Below are 17,700 nucleotides of genomic sequence, written 5' to 3' on the forward strand. Positions count from 1 at the left end.
GGGAGGCTTGCGGCCATCCGTGTGACCTTTGAGGTCACGGCTTCCGTCCGGTTTTCAAGCCCGACCGGTCGCCCATACGGATGGCTGGGGAGAATCCTGACGATTATAGCCTCTGGCTGCTGCGACGCGGCAAGCTGCGGGCTGCCCGGAACGCCTTTTCGGCGGGTATCTCCGACGATGGTCTAAGGCGTGTTTTGTCGCACCCGGCGGTTTCCCGCGATTTGCAGCGTCCGGCACCGTGACACCCGGCTGAACGACCGCTCGACCGGCCCGGCTAAAGGCCCAGCGCCTGCAACTCGCTGGCCCGTTCGGCGCGCTCCCACAGCTCGTCGAAGTGCTGCTGCAGCGGCGCCTGGCTGGCGCGGTCGCGGCGGGCGGCGCGGCCTTGCGCGCGGTCTGCCTCGGGCAGGAACAGGTAGCCGCCGGCGTCGTTGAGCAGGCAGGCCGAGATGCAGGCGAGGTCGGCTTCCTCCACCGGTGTGCGGACCTGGATCGCGCTGGGCAGGCGCTGCGCCAGCGCGACCAGCCGGTGGTCGTTGCGCAGGGCGACGGCCGGATCGTGCAGCAGGATACGGATCCGCGCGCCACGGCCGGAAGTCGCGATGCGGCGCAGCTCGGCCAGTTCTTCCGCGCAGGCATAGCTGTCGTTGCCGAGCAGCGGCAGGTGGATGGACAGCTGGTGGCGTGCGTCGGCCAGCAGCTGCAGGCGGGCGGCGGCGGTCTCGCTGCGCGTGCCGGCCGGCAGCGCGTCGATGTCGCGTGGCGACGCGGCTTCCTCCGCCGCTGCGGACAGCGACAGGCGCATCGCCCGGTGCATCAGCCCGGCGTCCTCGAACTCCTCGCCGTACGCGACGAAACCCTCGCGCTGGTAGAAACCGAGCGCGCTGACCTGGGCGTCCAGCGCCACTTCCGGCCAGCCCTGCGCGCGGGCGCGGGCCACCAGCTCACGCAGCAGCACCACGCCGACGCCGCGCCCGCGCCATTCCCGCAGCACGGCCATGCGGCCGATCTTGTGCGCCGGGGTGAGCCGGCCACAGCCGATCGGCTGGCCGGCCTCGTCGCGGGCCAGCACGTGCCAGCAATCCGCGTCCAGTCCGTCGCGCTCGCGCTGTTCGGACACACCCTGTTCGCGGATGAACACCACCTCGCGCAGGTCGAGCAGGGCGCTGCGCTGCTCGGCGCGCGACCAGTCGGCGATCTCGACGTGGAAGTCCTGCAGTTTCATCGGCGGCGGTGTTTGCGCGGCAGCAGCTGGCCATCGTTGACCAGGGCCAGCAGCAGGGCGCATTCGACGGCCTCGGGCTTGCGCTCGACGCGGAGCGTGCGCTGTTCGCACAGCTGCTGCGCCAGCGCCGGCGTGGCCGAATAGGCCTGGCCGTTGGCGTACAGCGTGCAGCCGGACTTGCCGCGACTCCATGCCAGCCGCGACCACGGATGGCGCAGCAGCTGCGCGCCGGCATCGAGCTGCCTGGCCAGCGCGGCCTCGCTCAGCGGCTTGTCCGGTGCAGCGGGTGCCTGTGCGCTGCGGTAGCGGGTGATGAAGCGGCCGAACCAGTCGCGCAGCAGGTCGTCGCGCAGGGCGGCGGCAAACGGCAGCGCATCCTTCAGGCGTTCGATCGCGGCGCGGTCGATTTCGCCGCCCGCGGTGGCCGGTTTCAGGTCCGGGTCGGCGTAGCGCAGCTGCTCCGGCAGGTGTTCGGCGATGTAGTCGGCGAGGTCGCCGGTCAGCTCGGCCTGCGATGGCGCGCGCATGCCGACGGAGAAGGTCATGCACGGGCCGCCGAACGCCACGCCGTCATGCGGCACGCCAGGTGGCAGGTACAGCATGTCGCCCGGGTCCAGCAGCCATTCGTGGGTCGGCTCGAACTGCACCAGCTGCTTCAGCTCCACGTCGGGGCGAAACGCCTTCGGCGCCAGCGGATCGTCGCTGATCGCCCAATGGTGCTGGCCCAGGCCCTGGATCAGGAACACGTCGTACTGGTCGACGTGGGCGCCGACCCCGCCGCCGGGCTCGGCGTAGGACACCATCACGTCGTCCACCCGCCAGCTCGGCAGAAAGCGGAAGTACTCCAGCAGCTGCGCCACGTCCGCGTCCCACTTGTCGACGTCCTGCACCAGCAGGGTCCAGTCGCTGTCGGGAGTCCTGGCGAAATCGGCTTCGTCGAGCGGGCCGGACTTGACCTGCCAGCGGTCGCGCTTCGCGTCGTGCACGATCAGCCGCGCCAGCGCGGTCGGCTCGCAGGCCAGGCCGGCCAGGTCGTCCGGCTGCAGCGGCGGCTGGAAGCCGGGGAGGGCGTGGCGGACCAGCAGCGGGCGCTTCTGCCAGTAGTCGCGCAGGAAACGGGCGGGCGGCATGCCCAGCGGCTGCTTCGCGGAGCCGCGGACTTCGATCGGAAAGGGGGCCGGCTTGGTCATGCGCGCATTGTAGCGGTGACCGCTGCTGGCGACGTCAGTGCAACGCCTTCACCACGTTGCTGAGCCCCAGCCCCAGCACGGCGGTGGCGGCCAGCAGGGTCGCGGCCCGTGCCGGCATGCGCCGGACCAGCAGGGCACCCAGCGGGGCGGCGGCCATGCCGCCAACGATCAGGCCCAGCACGGCCGTGCCATGCGCCGCGCCAAGATGCAGCAGGAAGCTGACGCTGGCGGCGGCGCTGACCACGGACTTGGCCAGGTGCACGGTGCCGATCACCGTGCGCGGCGTGGCGCCGCGGGCGACCAGGGTGGTCACGGTCAGCGCGCTCCAGCCGCCGCCGGCCACGGCATCGGCGAAGCCGGCGACCAGTCCCAACGGGCGAGTGGCGCGCGGCACTGCGTCATCGTGGCCACGGTCGGGCCGGGTTGCCCGCCACAGCAGGAATGCGCCCATGCCCAGCATGTAGATGGTGAGCGCCAGCCGCATCCCGCTGGCCGGGACATGGGTGACCACATAGGCGCCGATCACGGCACCGATGGCGCCGGGAATGGCCAGCGTCCAGAACAGCTGCCGCCGCACGTTGCCGGCCACGAGATGGCTGAGGCCGGAGGCGCCGCAGGTGAAGGTTTCCGCGTAATGCACGCTGGCGCTGGCCACCGCCGGCGGCAGGCCCAGCCCCAGCAGCATCGCCGCGGAGACGACGCCGTAAGCCATGCCCAACGCACCGTCGACCAGCTGGGCGAGTGCGCCCACGGCGGCAAAGGTGAGGAATTCGGACAACGGGGGCATGGGCGGAGGGGCATCCGTGCGCGATACGGAAGTGTAGCAAGTATCGGGAACGGGCTCGTTGCGCGGAAATAAGGCCTCGGCATAAGTACATGCCGACATATCCTTTCCCGAGCCAGCGGTTAAAAAATAATTTGGACGTCGAGAAGTATAGATGTCCAGATGGAGTCAGTGTGAATACCGTCGCCGTGCCAAACCTTCCAGCGCCAAGCCTCGATGCGGACAAGCTTGCCCGGCTGACCCGGGAACTGGAAAGCCTGACTGCCGCCCAGCTGTACTGGATCGCCGCGTGGAGCGCGGCGCAGGCCGAGCAGGTGCAGCGCGGTGGCGGGGTGACTCCCGCGCCGGCGGGGCAGCCGGCCAGTCGGCTGACGATCGTCTACGGCAGCCAGACCGGCAATGCGAAGCGCATCGCCGAGCAGCTGGCCGGCCGTGGCGAGGCGGCCGGCCTGCCGGTGCGGCTGCTGCGCGCCGATGCCTACCCGCAGCGCGAGCTGGCGCAGGAACGCCACCTGCTGCTGGTGATCAGCACCCAGGGCGACGGCGAACCGCCGGACGACGCGCGCGGCCTGTTCGAGTTCATCAGCGGCAAGCGCGCGCCGAAGCTGCCGGCGCTGCAGTTCGCCGTGCTGGGCCTGGGCGATTCGAGCTACCCGCAGTTCTGCACGATCGGCCGCCAGCTCGACGCTCGCCTGGCTGAGCTGGGCGGTAGCCGCCTCGCTTCCTTCGGCGAAGCGGACGTGGAGATCGAGGCGGTCGCCGCGCCGTGGGTGGAGCAGGCGCTGGAGCAGGCACGGGAGCAGCTGCGGCAGGCAGGCGCGCCGGCGCGGGCGACCCCGCTGCACGTGGTGCCGAGCCGCAGCACCTGGTCGCGCGAACAGCCGTTCGCCGCCACCGTGCTGGCCAACCAGCGCATCGTGGCGCGCGACAGCGCGCGTGACGTGCGCCATGTCGAGCTGTCGCTGGAAGGCTCCGGCCTGCACTACCAGCCGGGCGATGCGCTGGGCGTGTGGCCGCACAATCCGCCGGCGCTGGTCGAGCAATGGCTGGAAGTCCTGCAGCTGGATGGCGCGCAGCCGGTGACCCACCAGCAGCGCACGTTGCCGCTGCGGCAGTGGCTGGGCCGCGAGCGCGAGATCACCCGGCTGCACCGCGGCTTCATCAGTGCGCTGGCGACCGCCGGCGGCCACGACGAACTGGCCAGGCTGCTGCAGCCGGAGCAGTCGGCGCAGTTCGCGGCGGTGCTGGCCGACGAGCAGCCGATCGACCTGCTGCGCCGCTACCCGGCGCCATGGCAAGCCGAGGCGCTGCTGGCAACGCTGCGGCCACTGGCGCCGCGGCTGTACTCGATCGCCTCCAGCACCAAGGAGGTGGGCGAGGAGGTGCACCTGACCGTGGCCGTGGTGGATTACGAAGCGCACGGCAGCACGCACTGGGGCGCCGCCTCCTCACTACTCGCCGCGACCGGCGAGGACGGCACCCTGCCGGTATTCATCGAGTCGAACGAGCGCTTCCGCCTGCCGACCGACGGCTCGCGCGACATCATCATGATCGGGCCGGGTACCGGCGTGGCGCCGTTCCGCGCGTTCGTGCAGGAGCGGCGCGAAAGCGGTGCCACCGGCCGCAACTGGCTGTTCTTCGGCAACCGCCACTTCGCCAGCGACTTCCTCTACCAGCTGGAGTGGCAACAGGCGTTGAAGGACGGCTCGCTGCATCGGCTCGACCTGGCGTTCTCGCGGGATCCCGCTTTTTCTGAAAGTCCGCACAAGGAAGTGCGGGGTGTTGCGGTGGAATCGCATAAAACGTATGTCCAGGATCGCCTGCGCGAGCACGGCGCCGAGCTGCATGCATGGCTGAAGAACGGCGCGCACCTCTATGTCTGCGGCGATGCGAAGCACATGGCCCGCGACGTGCACGCCGCACTGGTCGACGTGATCGTGGCCCACGGCAACCAGTCGCCCGAGGAGGCGAACGCCTGGCTCGGCGAACTTCTGCAACAGGGCCGCTACGCCCGCGATGTTTATTAATATGAGCACGAAACTCTCTCATCTCGAACACATCAAGTCAGCCAGCCGCTACCTGCGCGGCACCATCGCCGAAGGCCTGGCCGACCCGGTCACCGGCGCGATCGGTGACGACGACAACAAGCTGCTGAAATTCCACGGCAGCTACCAGCAGGACGACCGCGACCTGCGCGAGGAGCGCCGCAAGCAGAAACTGGAACCGGCCTACGCCTTCATGCTGCGCGCGCGCCTGCCCAGTGGTGTGGTGACGCCGGCGCAGTGGCTGGTGTTCGACCGCATCGCCCGCGAGCATGCCAGCGGCACGCTGCGCATCACCACACGGCAGACCTTCCAGTGGCACGGCATCATCAAGCACAAGCTGAAGCCGACCATCGCAGCGATCCACGAGGCGCTGGCCACCACCATCGCCGCCTGCGGCGACGTGGTGCGCAACGTGGTGAGCACGGCGAACCCGGTAGAGTCCGCCGCGCATGCCGAGGCGTATGCCTGGGCCACGCGGCTCTCGACCGAACTGGCGCCGAAGACGCGCGCCTATCACGAGATCTGGCTGGACGGCGAGAAGCTGCACGGCGATCCCGTGGCAGAGAGCGAGCCGCTGTACGGCGCCACCTACCTGCCGCGCAAGTTCAAGATCGGCCTGGCGATCCCGCCGCTCAACGACATCGACGTGTTCGCGCAGGATCTGGGCCTGATCGCGATCGTCGAGCAGGGCACGCTGCGCGGCTTCAACATTGCCGTCGGCGGCGGCATGGGCGCCACCCATGGCGACGCCAGCACCTACCCGCGGCTGGCCAACGTGATCGGCTTCGCCACGCCGGAACAATTGTTCGGCGTGGCCGAGGCGGTGATCGGCATCCAGCGCGACTGGGGCGACCGCGCCGAACGCCAGCATGCGCGGCTGAAATACACGCTCGACCGGCACGGCCTGGACGCATTCAAGGCCGAGCTGGAGGCGCGCCTGGGCTACGTGCTGGCCGCGCCGCGCGCGTACCGCTTCGAACACAACGGCGACCGCTACGGCTGGGTCGAGGGCCACGACGGCCGCTGGCATCTCACCCTGCACATCGAATCAGGCCGGCTCGCGGACACGGGCGAGCGGCGCTGGCTCAGCGGCCTGCGCGAGCTGGCGAAGATGCATGCCGGCGATTTCCGCCTGACCTGCAACCAGAACGTGATCGTGGCGAACGTCGCCGCGGCCGAGCGCGAGCGCATCGACGCGATCGTGCGCGAGCATGGGCTTGACGGCTACCGCAAGCAGAGTGCGATCCGCCGCCACGCGATCGCCTGCGTGGCGCTGCCCACCTGCGGCCTGGCGATGGCCGAAAGCGAGCGCTACCTGCCGGCGCTGCTGCCGAAGCTGGAGGCCCTGCTCGAACATCACGGCCTGGCCGATGCCCCGATCCTGCTGCGTTTGTCCGGTTGCCCGAATGGCTGCTCGCGGCCGTACCTGGGCGAGATCGCCCTGGTCGGTCGCGGGCCGGGCCGCTACGACCTGCGCCTGGGCGCCGATTTCAGCGGCCAGCGGCTGAACCAGGTCTATCTCGAGAACGTGGACGAAGCGGCGATCCTCGCCGCGCTCGATCCGTTGTTCGCCCGCTACGCCGCGGAACGCGCGGCCGGGGAAGGCTTCGGCGATTTCCTGCTGCGCGCCGGCATCCTGGCGCCGCTGCCGTCGCGGCGCATTCCGTCGGAGCTGGTGGCGTGAGCGCCGCACTGTTCGAACAGGCGCCGCACGAGCCGCGGGCGCTGGCCGAGTTGAACGCCATGCTGTCCCGGTTCAGTGCCGAGCGCCGGGTGGCGTGGGCGCTGGAACATGTCGCCGGCGAGCACGTGCTGTCGTCCAGCTTCGGCGCGCAGTCGGCGGTGTCGCTGCACCTCGTGACCCGCCAGCGACCGGACATTCCGGTGGTGCTGATCGACACCGGCTACCTGTTCCCCGAGACGTACCGCTTCGTCGACGAACTGACCGAACGGCTCGCGCTGAACCTCAAGGTCTACAGCGCAGCGTTCAGCCCCGCCTGGATGGAAGCGCGCCATGGGCGGCTGTGGGAGCAGGGCGTGGCCGGGCTGGACCAGTACAACCGGCTGCGCAAGGTCGAGCCGATGCAGCGCGCGCTGGCCGAACTGCATGCCGTCGGATGGTTCGCCGGCCTGCGCCGCGGGCAGTCGCGCAGCCGCGCGGCGATCGCTTTCGCCGAGCACCGCCAGGACCACTGGAAATTTTACCCGCTGGCCGACTGGAGCGATCGCGACATCGGCCAGTACCTCGCACGCCACGGCCTGCCGTACCACCCGCTATGGCAGCAGGGCTATGTCTCGATCGGCGACAGCCACACCACTCGCCGCTGGGAGCCTGGCATGGACGCGGAGGACACCCGCTTCTTCGGGCTCAAGCGCGAATGCGGACTGCATAGCATCGCGTAGATTCTCTGCGGGCCGGTCCGCCAAGGCCGGCTTCAGCCGTAGGGCGGGCACCGCCCGCCGCTCTCCCCACACTTCGTCGCAAGCTGCCGAAAGGGCGGCGGGCGGTGCCCGCCCTACGTGACACGCGCCGGTTCAGGCGGCATCTGGCGGCGTGGAGGGCGGGCGCTCCCGCCAGTGCGGCACCGCCGGCCATTCGGTCGCCGCAGCGTCGGCAGCGAGGGCGCGCACCACGTCGCGGCGATCCAGGTGCGGCGCGAACTGCGCGATGAATTCCAGCACGTATTCGCGCAGCACGCTTTCCCGGCGCAGCACGATCCAGGTCGTGCACTGGGGAAACAGGTGGTCGGCCGGCAGCGCGCACAGGTCGGTGTCGCTGTCCAGCATCGCCATCTCGGCCAGCACGCCGATGCCCAGGCCGGCGCGCACATAGGTCTTGATCAGGTCGGCGTCGCCGGCGGTCATCACGATCTGCGGATGCAGGTCGACGGCTTCGAACGCGCGGCGCAGCGAGGAGTCGGGCTTCAACGAGGAGTCGTAGCTGACCAGCGGCAGCGCGGCCAGTTCGTCGAGCGTGGGCGGCTGACGACGGGTTGCCAGCGGATGCCCCTGCGGCGCCACGATCACCCGCTGCCAGCGGTAGGCCGGCAGCGCGATGCCGGCGGGCGGCGGTGCACCGGCGGTGCTGATCACCGCCAGGTCGACGCGGCCGGCCTCCAGCTGCGCCAGCACTTCGCCGTCGCGGCCAGGCTGCAGGTGCACGCTGACCTGCGGGTAGCTCCGGCTCAGCGCGCCGATCGCGGCGGGCAGGGCGAAGCGGGCCTGGGTGTGGGTGGTGGCGATGCGCAGCTCGCCGCGCGCCTCGTTGCGAAGATTGGCGGCGATCGCGCGGATGTTGGCCGTTTCGGCGAGGATGATGCGGGCGCGCTCCAGCACGTGCTGGCCGGCGTGGGTCACCGCGTCCAGGCTCTTGCCCTTGCGCACGAACAGCTGGAAACCCAGCTCGTCCTCAAGCTGCTTGAGCCGTTTGCTCAGGCCGGGCTGGGTGGCATGGACGCGCGCGGCGGCCAGGGTGATGTTGAGGCCGGAATCGGCGATGGCTACCAGGTAGCGCAGTTGGGTCAGCGTCATGGCGATGCTCTCGTGGGCGGTCGGGATCGTGCGGTCGGGCACGGATACATCGCGCGGCGCAGAGCGTCGTCGGGTCGGGAGCGGCTGCGTGGGTAGTCGTTGAACGGAACATGGTCGGACGTCTATACGGCCATTTGTGCTCCGCGTCAAGCGCGACATGGCTCATGCCGTCAAGGCATATGCGCGTTCACATGGATCATTTGCGGCCGGATCGGCGGCTGCGTAGCGTGGCCCGTCCCTCCTGTCGATGCCGCCATGCCCGCCACCAGGCTCTATCCGTTGTTCGCCGACCTGTCCCGCCGCGCCGTGCTGGTGGTGGGCGGCGGCGTAGTGGCCGAGCGCAAGGTGGCGGCACTGCTCGGCGCCCAGGCGCAGGTCACGGTGAACGCGCCCGCGCTCACCCCGCAGCTGCAGCGCTGGGCAACGGCGGGACGCATCGCCCACCGTGCGGAGCCGTTCCGTGAGGAATGGCTGGAGCGGGTGTGGCTGGTGGTGGCGGCGACTTCCGATGGCGAATTGAACCGGCTGATCGCCACCCTCGGTGAACTGCGGCGGATCTTCGTCAACGTGGTGGACGACGCGGCGCTGTCCAGCTTCCATGTGCCGGCGGTGGTGGAGCGTGCGCCGCTGACCGTGGCGATCTCCAGCGGCGGCGCCGCGCCGATGCTCTCGCGCCTGTTGCGCGAACGGCTGGAGGCCGCGCTCGACCCGTCGCTGGGCGCGCTGGCCACGCTGGCGGCGCGCCTGCGTCGGCGCATTCGCCTGCGCCACCCGCAGCCGGCGGCGCGACGCCGTTTCTACGAGGCGCTGTTCGCCGGGCCAGTCGCCGCTTTGCTGCGCCAGGGGCGACCGGATGAGGCGCGGCGGGCGGCGGAGCAGTCGCTGGCGGTGCCCGCGGCCGTACCCGCCGGCTCGGTGGTGCTGGTCGGCGCCGGCCCCGGCGATCCGGGCCTGCTGACCCTGCGCGGACTGCGCGCGCTGAACGAGGCCGACGTGATCCTGCACGACCGGCTGGTCAGTGCCGAAGTGCTGGCGCTGGCCCGGCGCGACGCCGAGCGCATCGAGGTAGGCAAGCAGGCCGGCAACCATCACACCACCCAGGACGAGATCCATACGCTGCTGCTTGAGCACGCACGGGCAGGGCGGCGGGTGGTGCGGCTGAAGGGCGGCGATCCGTTCGTGTTCGGCCGCGGCGGCGAGGAGCTGGAGTTCCTGCGCGCCCACGGCATTCCCTACGAAGTGGTGCCCGGCATCACCGCCGCGCTGGCCTGCGCCGCCCATGCCGGCGTGCCGCTGACCCACCGCGGGCATGCGCAGTCGGTGCGCTTCGTCACCGCGCACTGCCGCGATTCGCTGGACACGCTGGACTGGCGCGCGCTGGCGCAGGAGCGGCAGACCCTGGCAATCTACATGGGCGTGACCGGGCTGGAGCGCCTGCAGGCGCAGCTGATCGCGCATGGCCGTGCGCCGGCCACGCCGTTCGCGCTGGTCGAGAACGGCTCGCTGCCACGGCAGCGGGTGGTCACCGGCACGCTGGCCCAGCTGGCCGCGCGGGCGGCGCTGCATGCGGTACGTTCGCCGGCGCTGCTGATCGTGGGCGAAGTGGCGGCGCTGGCCGACTCGCTGGCCTGGTTCGGTGCGCCTCCGCTGGGCGGCGTGGCGCCCGCTGCCGCGCGCCGGCAGATCCCGGCGGCAGCCGCGATGCGCCCGACTGAAATCTTTACGGGAACCGGCGCATGATCGCGCCGCGCTTCTCTCGCCTTCCGACAGGAGTACGTTCATGATCTACGACAGTATCCTCGACACCATTGGCAACACGCCTGTAGTACGGCTCAACCGCCTTGGCCCGAAACACGCCAAACTCTATGTGAAGGTGGAGGCGTTCAACCCCGCCGGTTCGGTGAAGGACCGCCTCGCCCTTGCGATCATCCTCGACGCCGAACAGCGCGGCGTGCTGAAACCCGGCCAGACCGTGATCGAGGCCACCTCGGGCAACACCGGCGTGGCGCTGGCCGCGATCTGCGCGGCGCGCGGCTACCCGTTCGTGGCGGTGATGTCCGATACGTTCTCGGTCGAGCGGCGCAAGTTGATCCGCGCCTACGGCGGCAAGGTGGTGCTCACGCCCGGCGCCACGCGCGGTACCGGCATGGTGAAGGTGGCGGAAGAACTGGCGCGCAAGCACGGCTGGTTCCTCGCCAGCCAGTTCGAGAATCCGGCCAACCCGGCGTACCACCGGCAGACCACCGCAGCGGAAATCCTGCGCGACTTCGCCGGCCGCCGGCTGGACTACTTCGTCAGCGGCTGGGGCACCGGCGGCACGCTCACCGGCGTCGGCGAGGTGCTCAAGGTGGCGCGCCCGGAAGTGAAGGTGATCGCCACCGAGCCGACCGGCGCGGCGTTGCTGTCCGGCAAGGAATGGCAGCCGCACAAGATCCAGGGCTGGACGCCGGACTTCGTGCCGGCCGTGCTCAACCCCAAGGTAGTCGACCGCATCGTGCCGGTCGACGACGTGGTGGCCCGCGACACCTCGCGCGCGCTGGCGCAGCAGGAAGGCATCTTCACCGGCATCTCCTCCGGCGCCACGCTGGCCGCTGCATTGCAGCTGGCGGCCGAGGCACCGCAAGGTTCGGTGCTGCTGGCGATGCTGCCGGATACCGGCGAGCGCTATCTGTCGACGTTCCTGTTCGAGGGGGTGAATGAAGGGACGGATGAGGTAGGGTGAGGAGGGGTATCTAGCGCCTGAATCAAACCGAGCCGCAAAGCGGCTTCGGCTTGATTGAATTGTTAAGCCATACCCTTGACGCTGGCCCCGGGCACTTGTGCAAATCGCTTTGCCGAGTTCTGGTCCATGAGGAGGGTAACTCGGATGAACTCACACTCCTCAACCGTACAGTTCTGGAGAACTATTGCACCAGTCAAGTTGACCCCTTCGGGAAGGGCAATAATATCGCCACAGTCGTTAAAGCTGGAATGCGCATAAGTTCCGCCGAGAATTGCGATTGTAGCGGGGCCTACAAATTTGCAGCGCTTAAACAACTTATTCTGGTGCAACTGTTGTGTGGGTAGCCTCAGGTCTTCCACTGGAATGATGACGTCGGTGAAAGTATGCGCGAGTGGATTGATCGTGTTGCGCGGCGTAGCCAGCGAAGCGTTTAAGTCAGCGAGCGACTGTTTGTGGTTCGCGGCTTTCACAAAATATAAGACGATCGCGGTTACCACAGCCGTTGTCGCAGCGACGGCCAGCCAGTAGATCGGCCCGAGACTTTTGAAGAATGGATCTGCTCGCGCGAGCAGACCTCCGATGGTGCCGGAGCCGCCAATTGCAGCAACGACCAGAATGCGCCATGCCCATTCGGCGGAGGATAACGTCGTGTCGAATAGCGACAGTGCTTCGCGAAACTTTCGATTGGTCACGGGCTTTCCATGCAGGGCCTGGCGCTTGAGTTAAGCAGCGGCGTAGCCGTCCGCTTTGGACGAGTTGTTAGACGGCGGCTTACTTGACCCGGACATAGTCGGGATAGCAGAGATGCCGCGCGGGTCAGAGACATGGACGTCTTGACCAAAAGATAAGTGAGGGCAGGAACGGTAAGACTGCTCGGTTGGAAAGGTAATGTAACCACTGGCGTCGAAGAAAGCACCAGGAAATTCGACGAGTTGATGAAACCAACGCCCGTCCTCCCGGTAGAGAGCGTGTTTGGCGATGCTGGAAGTGACCGTGGCATCGTTCCACGAGCCCGCCCCGGTGGCAAGCAAACGCGCCTCACCCCGCCACGCGCACCTTCTTCACCAGCGAAGCCCGCGAATCCCACTCCGCAATCAGCTTCTGTCCCACCCGCGCCAGCGCGCTGATCGCCGGCAGCAGTTCGCGGCCGAGTTCGGTGAGTGCGTATTCGGCAGAGGGCGGGGAGGTGTCGAGCAGGCGGCGCGAGACGAGGCCGCGTGATTCCAGTTCGCGCAGGCGGGCGCTGAGCACGCGGGCGGAGATGCGCGGGATGTCGTGGCGCAGTTCGCCGAAGCGGCGGGGTTCGGCGCTGAGGAACCAGATCACGTTGGGTGCCCAGGCGCCGCGCAGCAGCGCCAGGCTTTCGGTGAGCGGGCAGGCGGGTGGTGGTGCGACCTTGCTCTTGCGGACGGGGAGGCCCATGCGGGTGGCTCGGTAACCGGGGAGTTACCGCATTCTAGGACTAACCGATGATTAGATGGTATCCATTAGTAACCATGGTGGCGTAGCATGTTGGAGCTCGGAGGCGTGCAGTTTTGTCCGGTGCGCCGTCCGTGTCCCCACCCACACGGAGTCATCGCATGAAGCTCTACTACTCCCCCGGCGCCTGCTCGCTTTCCCCGCACATCGTGGCGCTCGAGGCCGGTATTCCGCTCACGCTGGAGAAGGTCGACGGCAGCGCCAAGCGCACCGAGCACGGCGCGGATTTCTGGCAGATCAACCCCAAGGGCTACGTGCCAGTGCTGGCGCTGGACAACGGCGAATTGCTGACCGAAGGCCCGACGATCGTGCAGTACCTGGCCGACCAGAAGCCGGCCAGCGGTCTGGCGCCCGCCAACGGCACGCCGGCGCGCTACCGGCTGCAGGAGATGCTGGGCTACATCAACTCGGAGATCCACAAGAGCTACAGCCCGCTGTTCAACCCGGACACGCCCGAGGCCACCCGCGCCGAGCGCAAGGAATACCTGACGCGGCGCTACCAGTTCATCGAGAACGTGCTGGCAAAGCAGCCGTTCCTGCTGGGCGACAAGTTCACCGCGGCCGACGCCTACCTGTTCACGGTGACCAACTGGGCCAAGCACGTGGATCTGAACCTGTCGGCGTTCCCATCGCTGCTGGCGTTCCAGAAGCGCGTGGGCGAGCGCCCCGCGGTGCGCGCGGCGTTGGAGGCGGAAGGGCTGGTGAAGAAGGCCCTCGCCTGAGACACATCGGGCCGCGCGTGTTGACGCGCGGCCCGTCATGGCTGGTCGTTCCTGCGCAGGCGGGAACCTGGTGTCTCTGTTTTGGCCGGCCCAAGGCACTGGACCCCGGCTCGCACCGGGGTGACGGCGAGGTCAGATGTCCCGCGCCAGCCCCTCGGCCAGGCCGATGTAGCCGCCCGGCGTGAGGTCGAGCAGCCGCTGCTTCGCCTCAGCGGGCAACTCTAGCTTGCCGATGAATTCGCGCATCGACTCCTTGGTGATGCCCTGGCCGCGGGTCAGCGCCTTGAGCTGTTCGTAGGGCTGCGGCAGGCCGTAGCGGCGCATCACCGTCTGCACGGCTTCGGCCAGCACTTCCCAGCTGGCGTCGAGGTCGGCGGCGAGGCGCTCGGCGTTCACGGTGAGCTTGCCCAGGCCCTTCTGCAGCGATTCCAGCGCCACCAGGGTGTGGCCGAAGGCGGTGCCCAGCGCGCGCAGCACGGTGGAGTCGGTGAGGTCGCGCTGCCAGCGGCTGATTGGCAGCTTTTCGGCGAAGTGGCCGAGCAGCGCGTTGGCAAGGCCGAAGTTGCCTTCGGCGTTCTCGAAGTCGATCGGGTTGACCTTGTGCGGCATGGTGGACGAGCCCACCTCGCCGGCCTTCAGCGTCTGCTTGAAGTAGCCCAGCGAGATGTAGCCCCAGATGTCGCGCGCCAGGTCGATCAGGATGGTGTTGGCGCGGCGCACCGCGTCGCAGTACTCGGCCACGCCGTCGTGCGGCTCGATCTGGGTGGTGTACGGATTCCAGCCCAGGCCCAGGCTTTCCACGAAGCGCTGCGAGAACGCGCGCCAGTCGATCTCCGGGTAGCTGATGACGTGGGCGTTGTAGTTGCCCACCGCGCCGTTGATCTTGCCCGGGATTTCCGCTGCGGCGAGCTGCTTGCGCTGGCGCTCCAGCCGCGCCACCACGTTCGCCAGTTCCTTGCCCAGCGTGCTGGGCGAGGCGGTCTGGCCGTGCGTGCGCGAGAGCATCGGCAGCGAGGCGTTGGCATGTGCCAGCTCGCGCAGCCTGTCGATGATGCGATCGAACGCCGGCAGCAGCACCTGCTCGCGCGCATCGCGCAGCATCAGTGCGTAGGAAAGGTTGTTGATGTCCTCGCTAGTGCAGGCGAAGTGCACGAACTCCCTGGCCTGCGCCAGGGCAGGATCGGCGCCGATGCGCTCCTTGATGAAGTACTCCACCGCTTTCACGTCGTGGTTGGTGGTGGCCTCGATGGCCTTGATGCGTGCGCCTTCCTCGATCGCGAAGCTGTCGGCGATGGTATGCAGCTGCTTCACCTGGGTGGGCGTAAACGGCGGCAGTTCCTCGATGCCCGGCTCGGCGGCCAGCGCCAGCAGCCATTCGATCTCCACCTGCACGCGGCGGTGCATCAGGCCGAATTCGCTGAAGATCGGGCGAAGCGGCTCGACCTTGTCGGCGTAGCGGCCATCCAGCGGCGACAGGGCGGTGAGGGCGTGGTTGGACATCGGGGCATTCCGGCACGGGGAAACGGCCATTTTACATTGACGGCGGCGCGATGCCCGCCGGCCTATAGTGGAGACAGCGAATCGCGACTTTTCCGCTCGTCATTCCTGCGCAAGCAGGAATCCAGTGCCTTTGGTCTTCAAGGGCCCTGGGTCACTGGGCCCCAGCTTGCGCTGGGGCGACGGGAGTTTTTCAGGATTCGGTTTTCTCCTCCCACCGAAGGAACAGACCATGAGCAACTTCCGCATCGAACACGACAGTATGGGCGAACTAAAGGTGCCCGCCGACGCGTTGTACGGCGCGCAGACCCAGCGCGCGATCGACAACTTCCCGATCTCCGGCCTGCACCTGCCGCGCCCGTTCATCCGCGCGCTGGGCTTGATCAAGGCCGCGGCGGCCGAGGTCAACCTGGCGATGGGACATCTCAAGAAGAACCAGGCCGCGGCGATCCGCAAGGCGGCGCTGGCGGTGGCCGATGGCCAGCATGACGCGCAGTTTCCGATCGACATCTTCCAGACCGGTTCGGGCACCAGCACCAACATGAATGCGAACGAGGTGATCGCGCACCTGGCGGTGGCCGCCGGCGCCAAGGTGCATCCGAACGACCACGTCAACTACGGGCAGAGCTCGAACGACGTGATCCCCACCGCGATCCACGTCAGCGCCACGCTCACCACCAGCGAGCAGCTGCTGCCGGCGCTGAAGCACCTGAAGCAGACCATCGACAGGCGTGCGCGTGAATTGCGCAACACACCCAAGACCGGCCGCACCCACCTGATGGACGCGATGCCGATCACCTTCGGCCAGGAACTGTCGGGCTGGTCGGCGCAGGTCGGTTCCGCCATCGAGCGCATCGGGGATGCGCTGAAACGCATGCGGCGGCTGCCGCAGGGCGGCACCGCGGTGGGCACCGGTATCAACGCCGACCCGAAGTTCGGCCCGGCGATGGCCGTGCAGCTGAAGAAGCTGACCGGGGTGCGCTTCGAGTCGGCGCAAAACTACTTCGAGGGCATGGCCGCGCAGGACGCCGCGGTGGAGCTGTCCGGTGCATTGAAGACACTGGCCGTCGCACTGATGAAGATCGCCAACGACCTGCGCTGGATGAACTCCGGCCCGCTGGCCGGCCTGGGCGAGATCGAGCTGCCGGCGCTGCAGCCGGGTTCGTCGATCATGCCGGGCAAGGTCAATCCGGTGATCCCCGAGGCCACCGCGATGGTCGCCGCGCAGGTGATCGGCAACGACGCTTCCATCACCATCGCTGGGCAGAGCGGCAACTTCCAGCTCAACGTGATGCTGCCGCTGATCGCGCACAACCTGCTGCAGTCGATCGGCATCCTGGCCAACGTCAGTGTGCTGCTGGCCGACAAGTCCATCGCCGGCTTCAAGGTCAACAGGGCGCGGGTGAACCAGGCGCTGGCGATGAATCCGATCCTGGTCACCGCGCTGAACCCGGTGATCGGCTACGAGAAGGGCGCGGCCACCGCCAAGCTGGCGTACAAGCAGCACCGGCCGATCATGGAAGTGGCGCTGGAAACCACCGGGCTGTCGAAGGACGAGCTGAAGCAGTTGCTCGATCCGATGGCGCTGACCCGCGGCGGCATCCACGGCTGACTCGCATGCTTCCGTAGGAGCCCGCTGGCGGGCGATGCTCTTGGAGCCGGGATTCGGGATTCGGGATTAGGGATTCGGGATTCGCAAAAGCAAGGGCATCGCCCGCCAGCGGGCTCCTACGGTGGGGACTCGCATGGATTCCTGCGGCCCTTGGTTGCCAGCTCAGTCGGAGAACATCGCGAAATCCTTCCGGCCGTTCTTGTCCTTGCCGCAGTCGTCGACATCCTTCTGCGTCATCGTGGCGTAGGGCTTGAACGGGGGCAGGGCGGCGGCCAGCTTCTGCTGCGAGACCAGCATGTCGGGCAAGCGCTTGCACAACTGCATGGCGGCGGCCTGGATCTGCTCGGTCTGCGGCTTGATGCTGGCCTCGATCTCCTTGTCGTTCTTGCCGGTGAACGCGCCCCACAGCGCCTGCTTCGCCGCGGCGACGCCAATGTCCGCGCCGCTCGCGCCGATGTCCATGCCAGCCTCGGCGATACCGACGATCTGCTGGCGGTAATCCAGCAGCATGGCGCGCTGCTGCGACGTGGCTTCGACCGGTTTGCCGGCGATCACCAGCGTGCCCTGCGGGGTGATCACCGCCTTGGGCAGGGAGCCATCGTGCGGGTGCGGCCCGTCGCCGATGTGGATGCTGCCCAGGCTGATGTCCTGGGTGACCAGTTCCTTTTTGGCCTGCTCGATGCCCTTGCGGACCTGCGTGGCAATCATAGAGGAAGAGGTTTGCTCGCCGGCTTCGTTCGCCGCCTGGGCCACGTCGCTGGCGGCGCCCGGCTGGCTGGCGTCCTTGCCGGACCGGCTGCAGGCGGCCAGCGGTAGCAGCGTCGATGCAAGGATGCCGATGGCGATCATGCGGGTTTTCATCGTCAGTTCTCCTCGTTCGATCAGGGCCGGGA

At 68.4% G+C, this 17,700-nt stretch carries 15 protein-coding genes; 7 read left to right on the forward strand and 8 right to left on the reverse strand.

What is annotated here, in order from left to right; translation table 11 throughout:
- Positions 1 to 274 precede the first annotated feature (274 nt).
- From AC3WTD_RS03835 to AC3WTD_RS03845, 3 genes are read right to left on the reverse strand one after another with little or no spacing between them, the layout of a single operon-like run.
- Complete coding sequence (locus AC3WTD_RS03835; protein WP_492612943.1) at positions 275 to 1,225, reverse strand: GNAT family N-acetyltransferase; 951 nt, start codon at positions 1,223 to 1,225, stop codon at positions 275 to 277.
- Entirely contained in the window at positions 1,222 to 2,415 is a 1,194-nt protein-coding gene (locus tag AC3WTD_RS03840; protein ID WP_492612944.1) for a JmjC domain-containing protein, read from the reverse strand. The genes AC3WTD_RS03835 and AC3WTD_RS03840 overlap by 4 nt, the downstream gene beginning before the upstream one ends.
- 34 nt (positions 2,416 to 2,449) lie before the next feature.
- Entirely contained in the window at positions 2,450 to 3,202 is a 753-nt protein-coding gene (locus AC3WTD_RS03845; RefSeq protein WP_027492211.1) for a sulfite exporter TauE/SafE family protein, read from the reverse strand.
- Positions 3,203 to 3,372: 170 nt separating this feature from the next.
- Between AC3WTD_RS03845 and AC3WTD_RS03850 the strand changes: the two genes are divergently transcribed.
- The 3 genes from AC3WTD_RS03850 to AC3WTD_RS03860 are packed head-to-tail and all read left to right on the forward strand — an operon-like array spanning position 3,373 to position 7,647.
- Complete coding sequence (locus AC3WTD_RS03850) at positions 3,373 to 5,226, forward strand: assimilatory sulfite reductase (NADPH) flavoprotein subunit (protein ID WP_492612945.1); 1,854 nt, start codon at positions 3,373 to 3,375, stop codon at positions 5,224 to 5,226.
- A 1-nt stretch (position 5,227) separates the two neighbouring features.
- Positions 5,228 to 6,928, forward strand: coding sequence for an assimilatory sulfite reductase (NADPH) hemoprotein subunit (gene cysI, locus AC3WTD_RS03855; protein WP_492612946.1), 1,701 nt, complete (start codon positions 5,228 to 5,230; stop codon positions 6,926 to 6,928).
- Positions 6,925 to 7,647 carry a phosphoadenylyl-sulfate reductase gene (locus AC3WTD_RS03860; protein WP_051257537.1) on the forward strand — a complete coding sequence of 241 codons (723 nt, stop codon included), beginning with the start codon at positions 6,925 to 6,927 and terminating at the stop codon, positions 7,645 to 7,647. The genes cysI and AC3WTD_RS03860 overlap by 4 nt, the downstream gene beginning before the upstream one ends.
- Positions 7,648 to 7,779: 132 nt before the next feature.
- Here AC3WTD_RS03860 and AC3WTD_RS03865 read toward each other — a convergent pair whose 3' ends face one another.
- Positions 7,780 to 8,775: a LysR substrate-binding domain-containing protein gene (locus AC3WTD_RS03865; RefSeq protein ID WP_235642658.1), complete on the reverse strand. Its 996-nt coding sequence runs from the start codon at positions 8,773 to 8,775 to the stop codon at positions 7,780 to 7,782.
- Between the two features lie 255 nt (positions 8,776 to 9,030).
- On the opposite strand from AC3WTD_RS03865, the gene cysG reads away from it, so the two are divergent.
- Positions 9,031 to 10,515, forward strand: a complete 1,485-nt coding sequence (cysG, locus tag AC3WTD_RS03870; RefSeq protein WP_492612947.1) for a siroheme synthase CysG — start codon at positions 9,031 to 9,033, stop codon at positions 10,513 to 10,515.
- A gap of 40 nt (positions 10,516 to 10,555) precedes the next feature.
- On the forward strand, positions 10,556 to 11,497 hold the full coding sequence (cysK, locus tag AC3WTD_RS03875) for a cysteine synthase A (protein ID WP_492612948.1): 942 nt from the start codon (positions 10,556 to 10,558) through the stop codon (positions 11,495 to 11,497).
- A gap of 62 nt (positions 11,498 to 11,559) precedes the next feature.
- Here the strand turns inward: cysK and AC3WTD_RS03880 are convergent, their stop codons facing one another.
- Together AC3WTD_RS03880 and AC3WTD_RS03885 are read right to left on the reverse strand one after the other, a co-directional pair.
- Positions 11,560 to 12,189: a hypothetical protein gene (locus AC3WTD_RS03880; protein ID WP_492612949.1), complete on the reverse strand. Its 630-nt coding sequence runs from the start codon at positions 12,187 to 12,189 to the stop codon at positions 11,560 to 11,562.
- A 346-nt stretch (positions 12,190 to 12,535) separates the two neighbouring features.
- Positions 12,536 to 12,919 (reverse strand): winged helix-turn-helix transcriptional regulator, encoded by a 384-nt coding sequence (locus AC3WTD_RS03885; RefSeq protein WP_492612950.1) that lies wholly within the window; start codon positions 12,917 to 12,919, stop codon positions 12,536 to 12,538.
- A 158-nt stretch (positions 12,920 to 13,077) separates the two neighbouring features.
- Between AC3WTD_RS03885 and gstA the strand changes: the two genes are divergently transcribed.
- Entirely contained in the window at positions 13,078 to 13,698 is a 621-nt protein-coding gene (gene gstA / locus AC3WTD_RS03890) for a glutathione transferase GstA (RefSeq protein WP_492612951.1), read from the forward strand.
- Positions 13,699 to 13,830: 132 nt separating this feature from the next.
- Here gstA and purB read toward each other — a convergent pair whose 3' ends face one another.
- A complete protein-coding gene (gene purB, locus AC3WTD_RS03895; protein ID WP_492612952.1) occupies positions 13,831 to 15,198 on the reverse strand; it encodes an adenylosuccinate lyase in 1,368 nt (455 codons plus the stop codon).
- A gap of 229 nt (positions 15,199 to 15,427) precedes the next feature.
- On the opposite strand from purB, the gene AC3WTD_RS03900 reads away from it, so the two are divergent.
- The gene (locus tag AC3WTD_RS03900) at positions 15,428 to 16,807 is read left to right on the forward strand and encodes a class II fumarate hydratase (RefSeq protein ID WP_492612953.1); all 1,380 of its coding nucleotides are present in this window, start codon (positions 15,428 to 15,430) and stop codon (positions 16,805 to 16,807) included.
- A 162-nt stretch (positions 16,808 to 16,969) separates the two neighbouring features.
- On the opposite strand, the gene AC3WTD_RS03905 is transcribed toward AC3WTD_RS03900, so the two are convergent.
- Positions 16,970 to 17,668: a YggN family protein gene (locus tag AC3WTD_RS03905; protein WP_492612954.1), complete on the reverse strand. Its 699-nt coding sequence runs from the start codon at positions 17,666 to 17,668 to the stop codon at positions 16,970 to 16,972.
- Positions 17,669 to 17,700: the final 32 nt, after the last annotated feature.

This window comes from Rhodanobacter sp. FW106-PBR-R2A-1-15 (assembly GCF_058789735.1).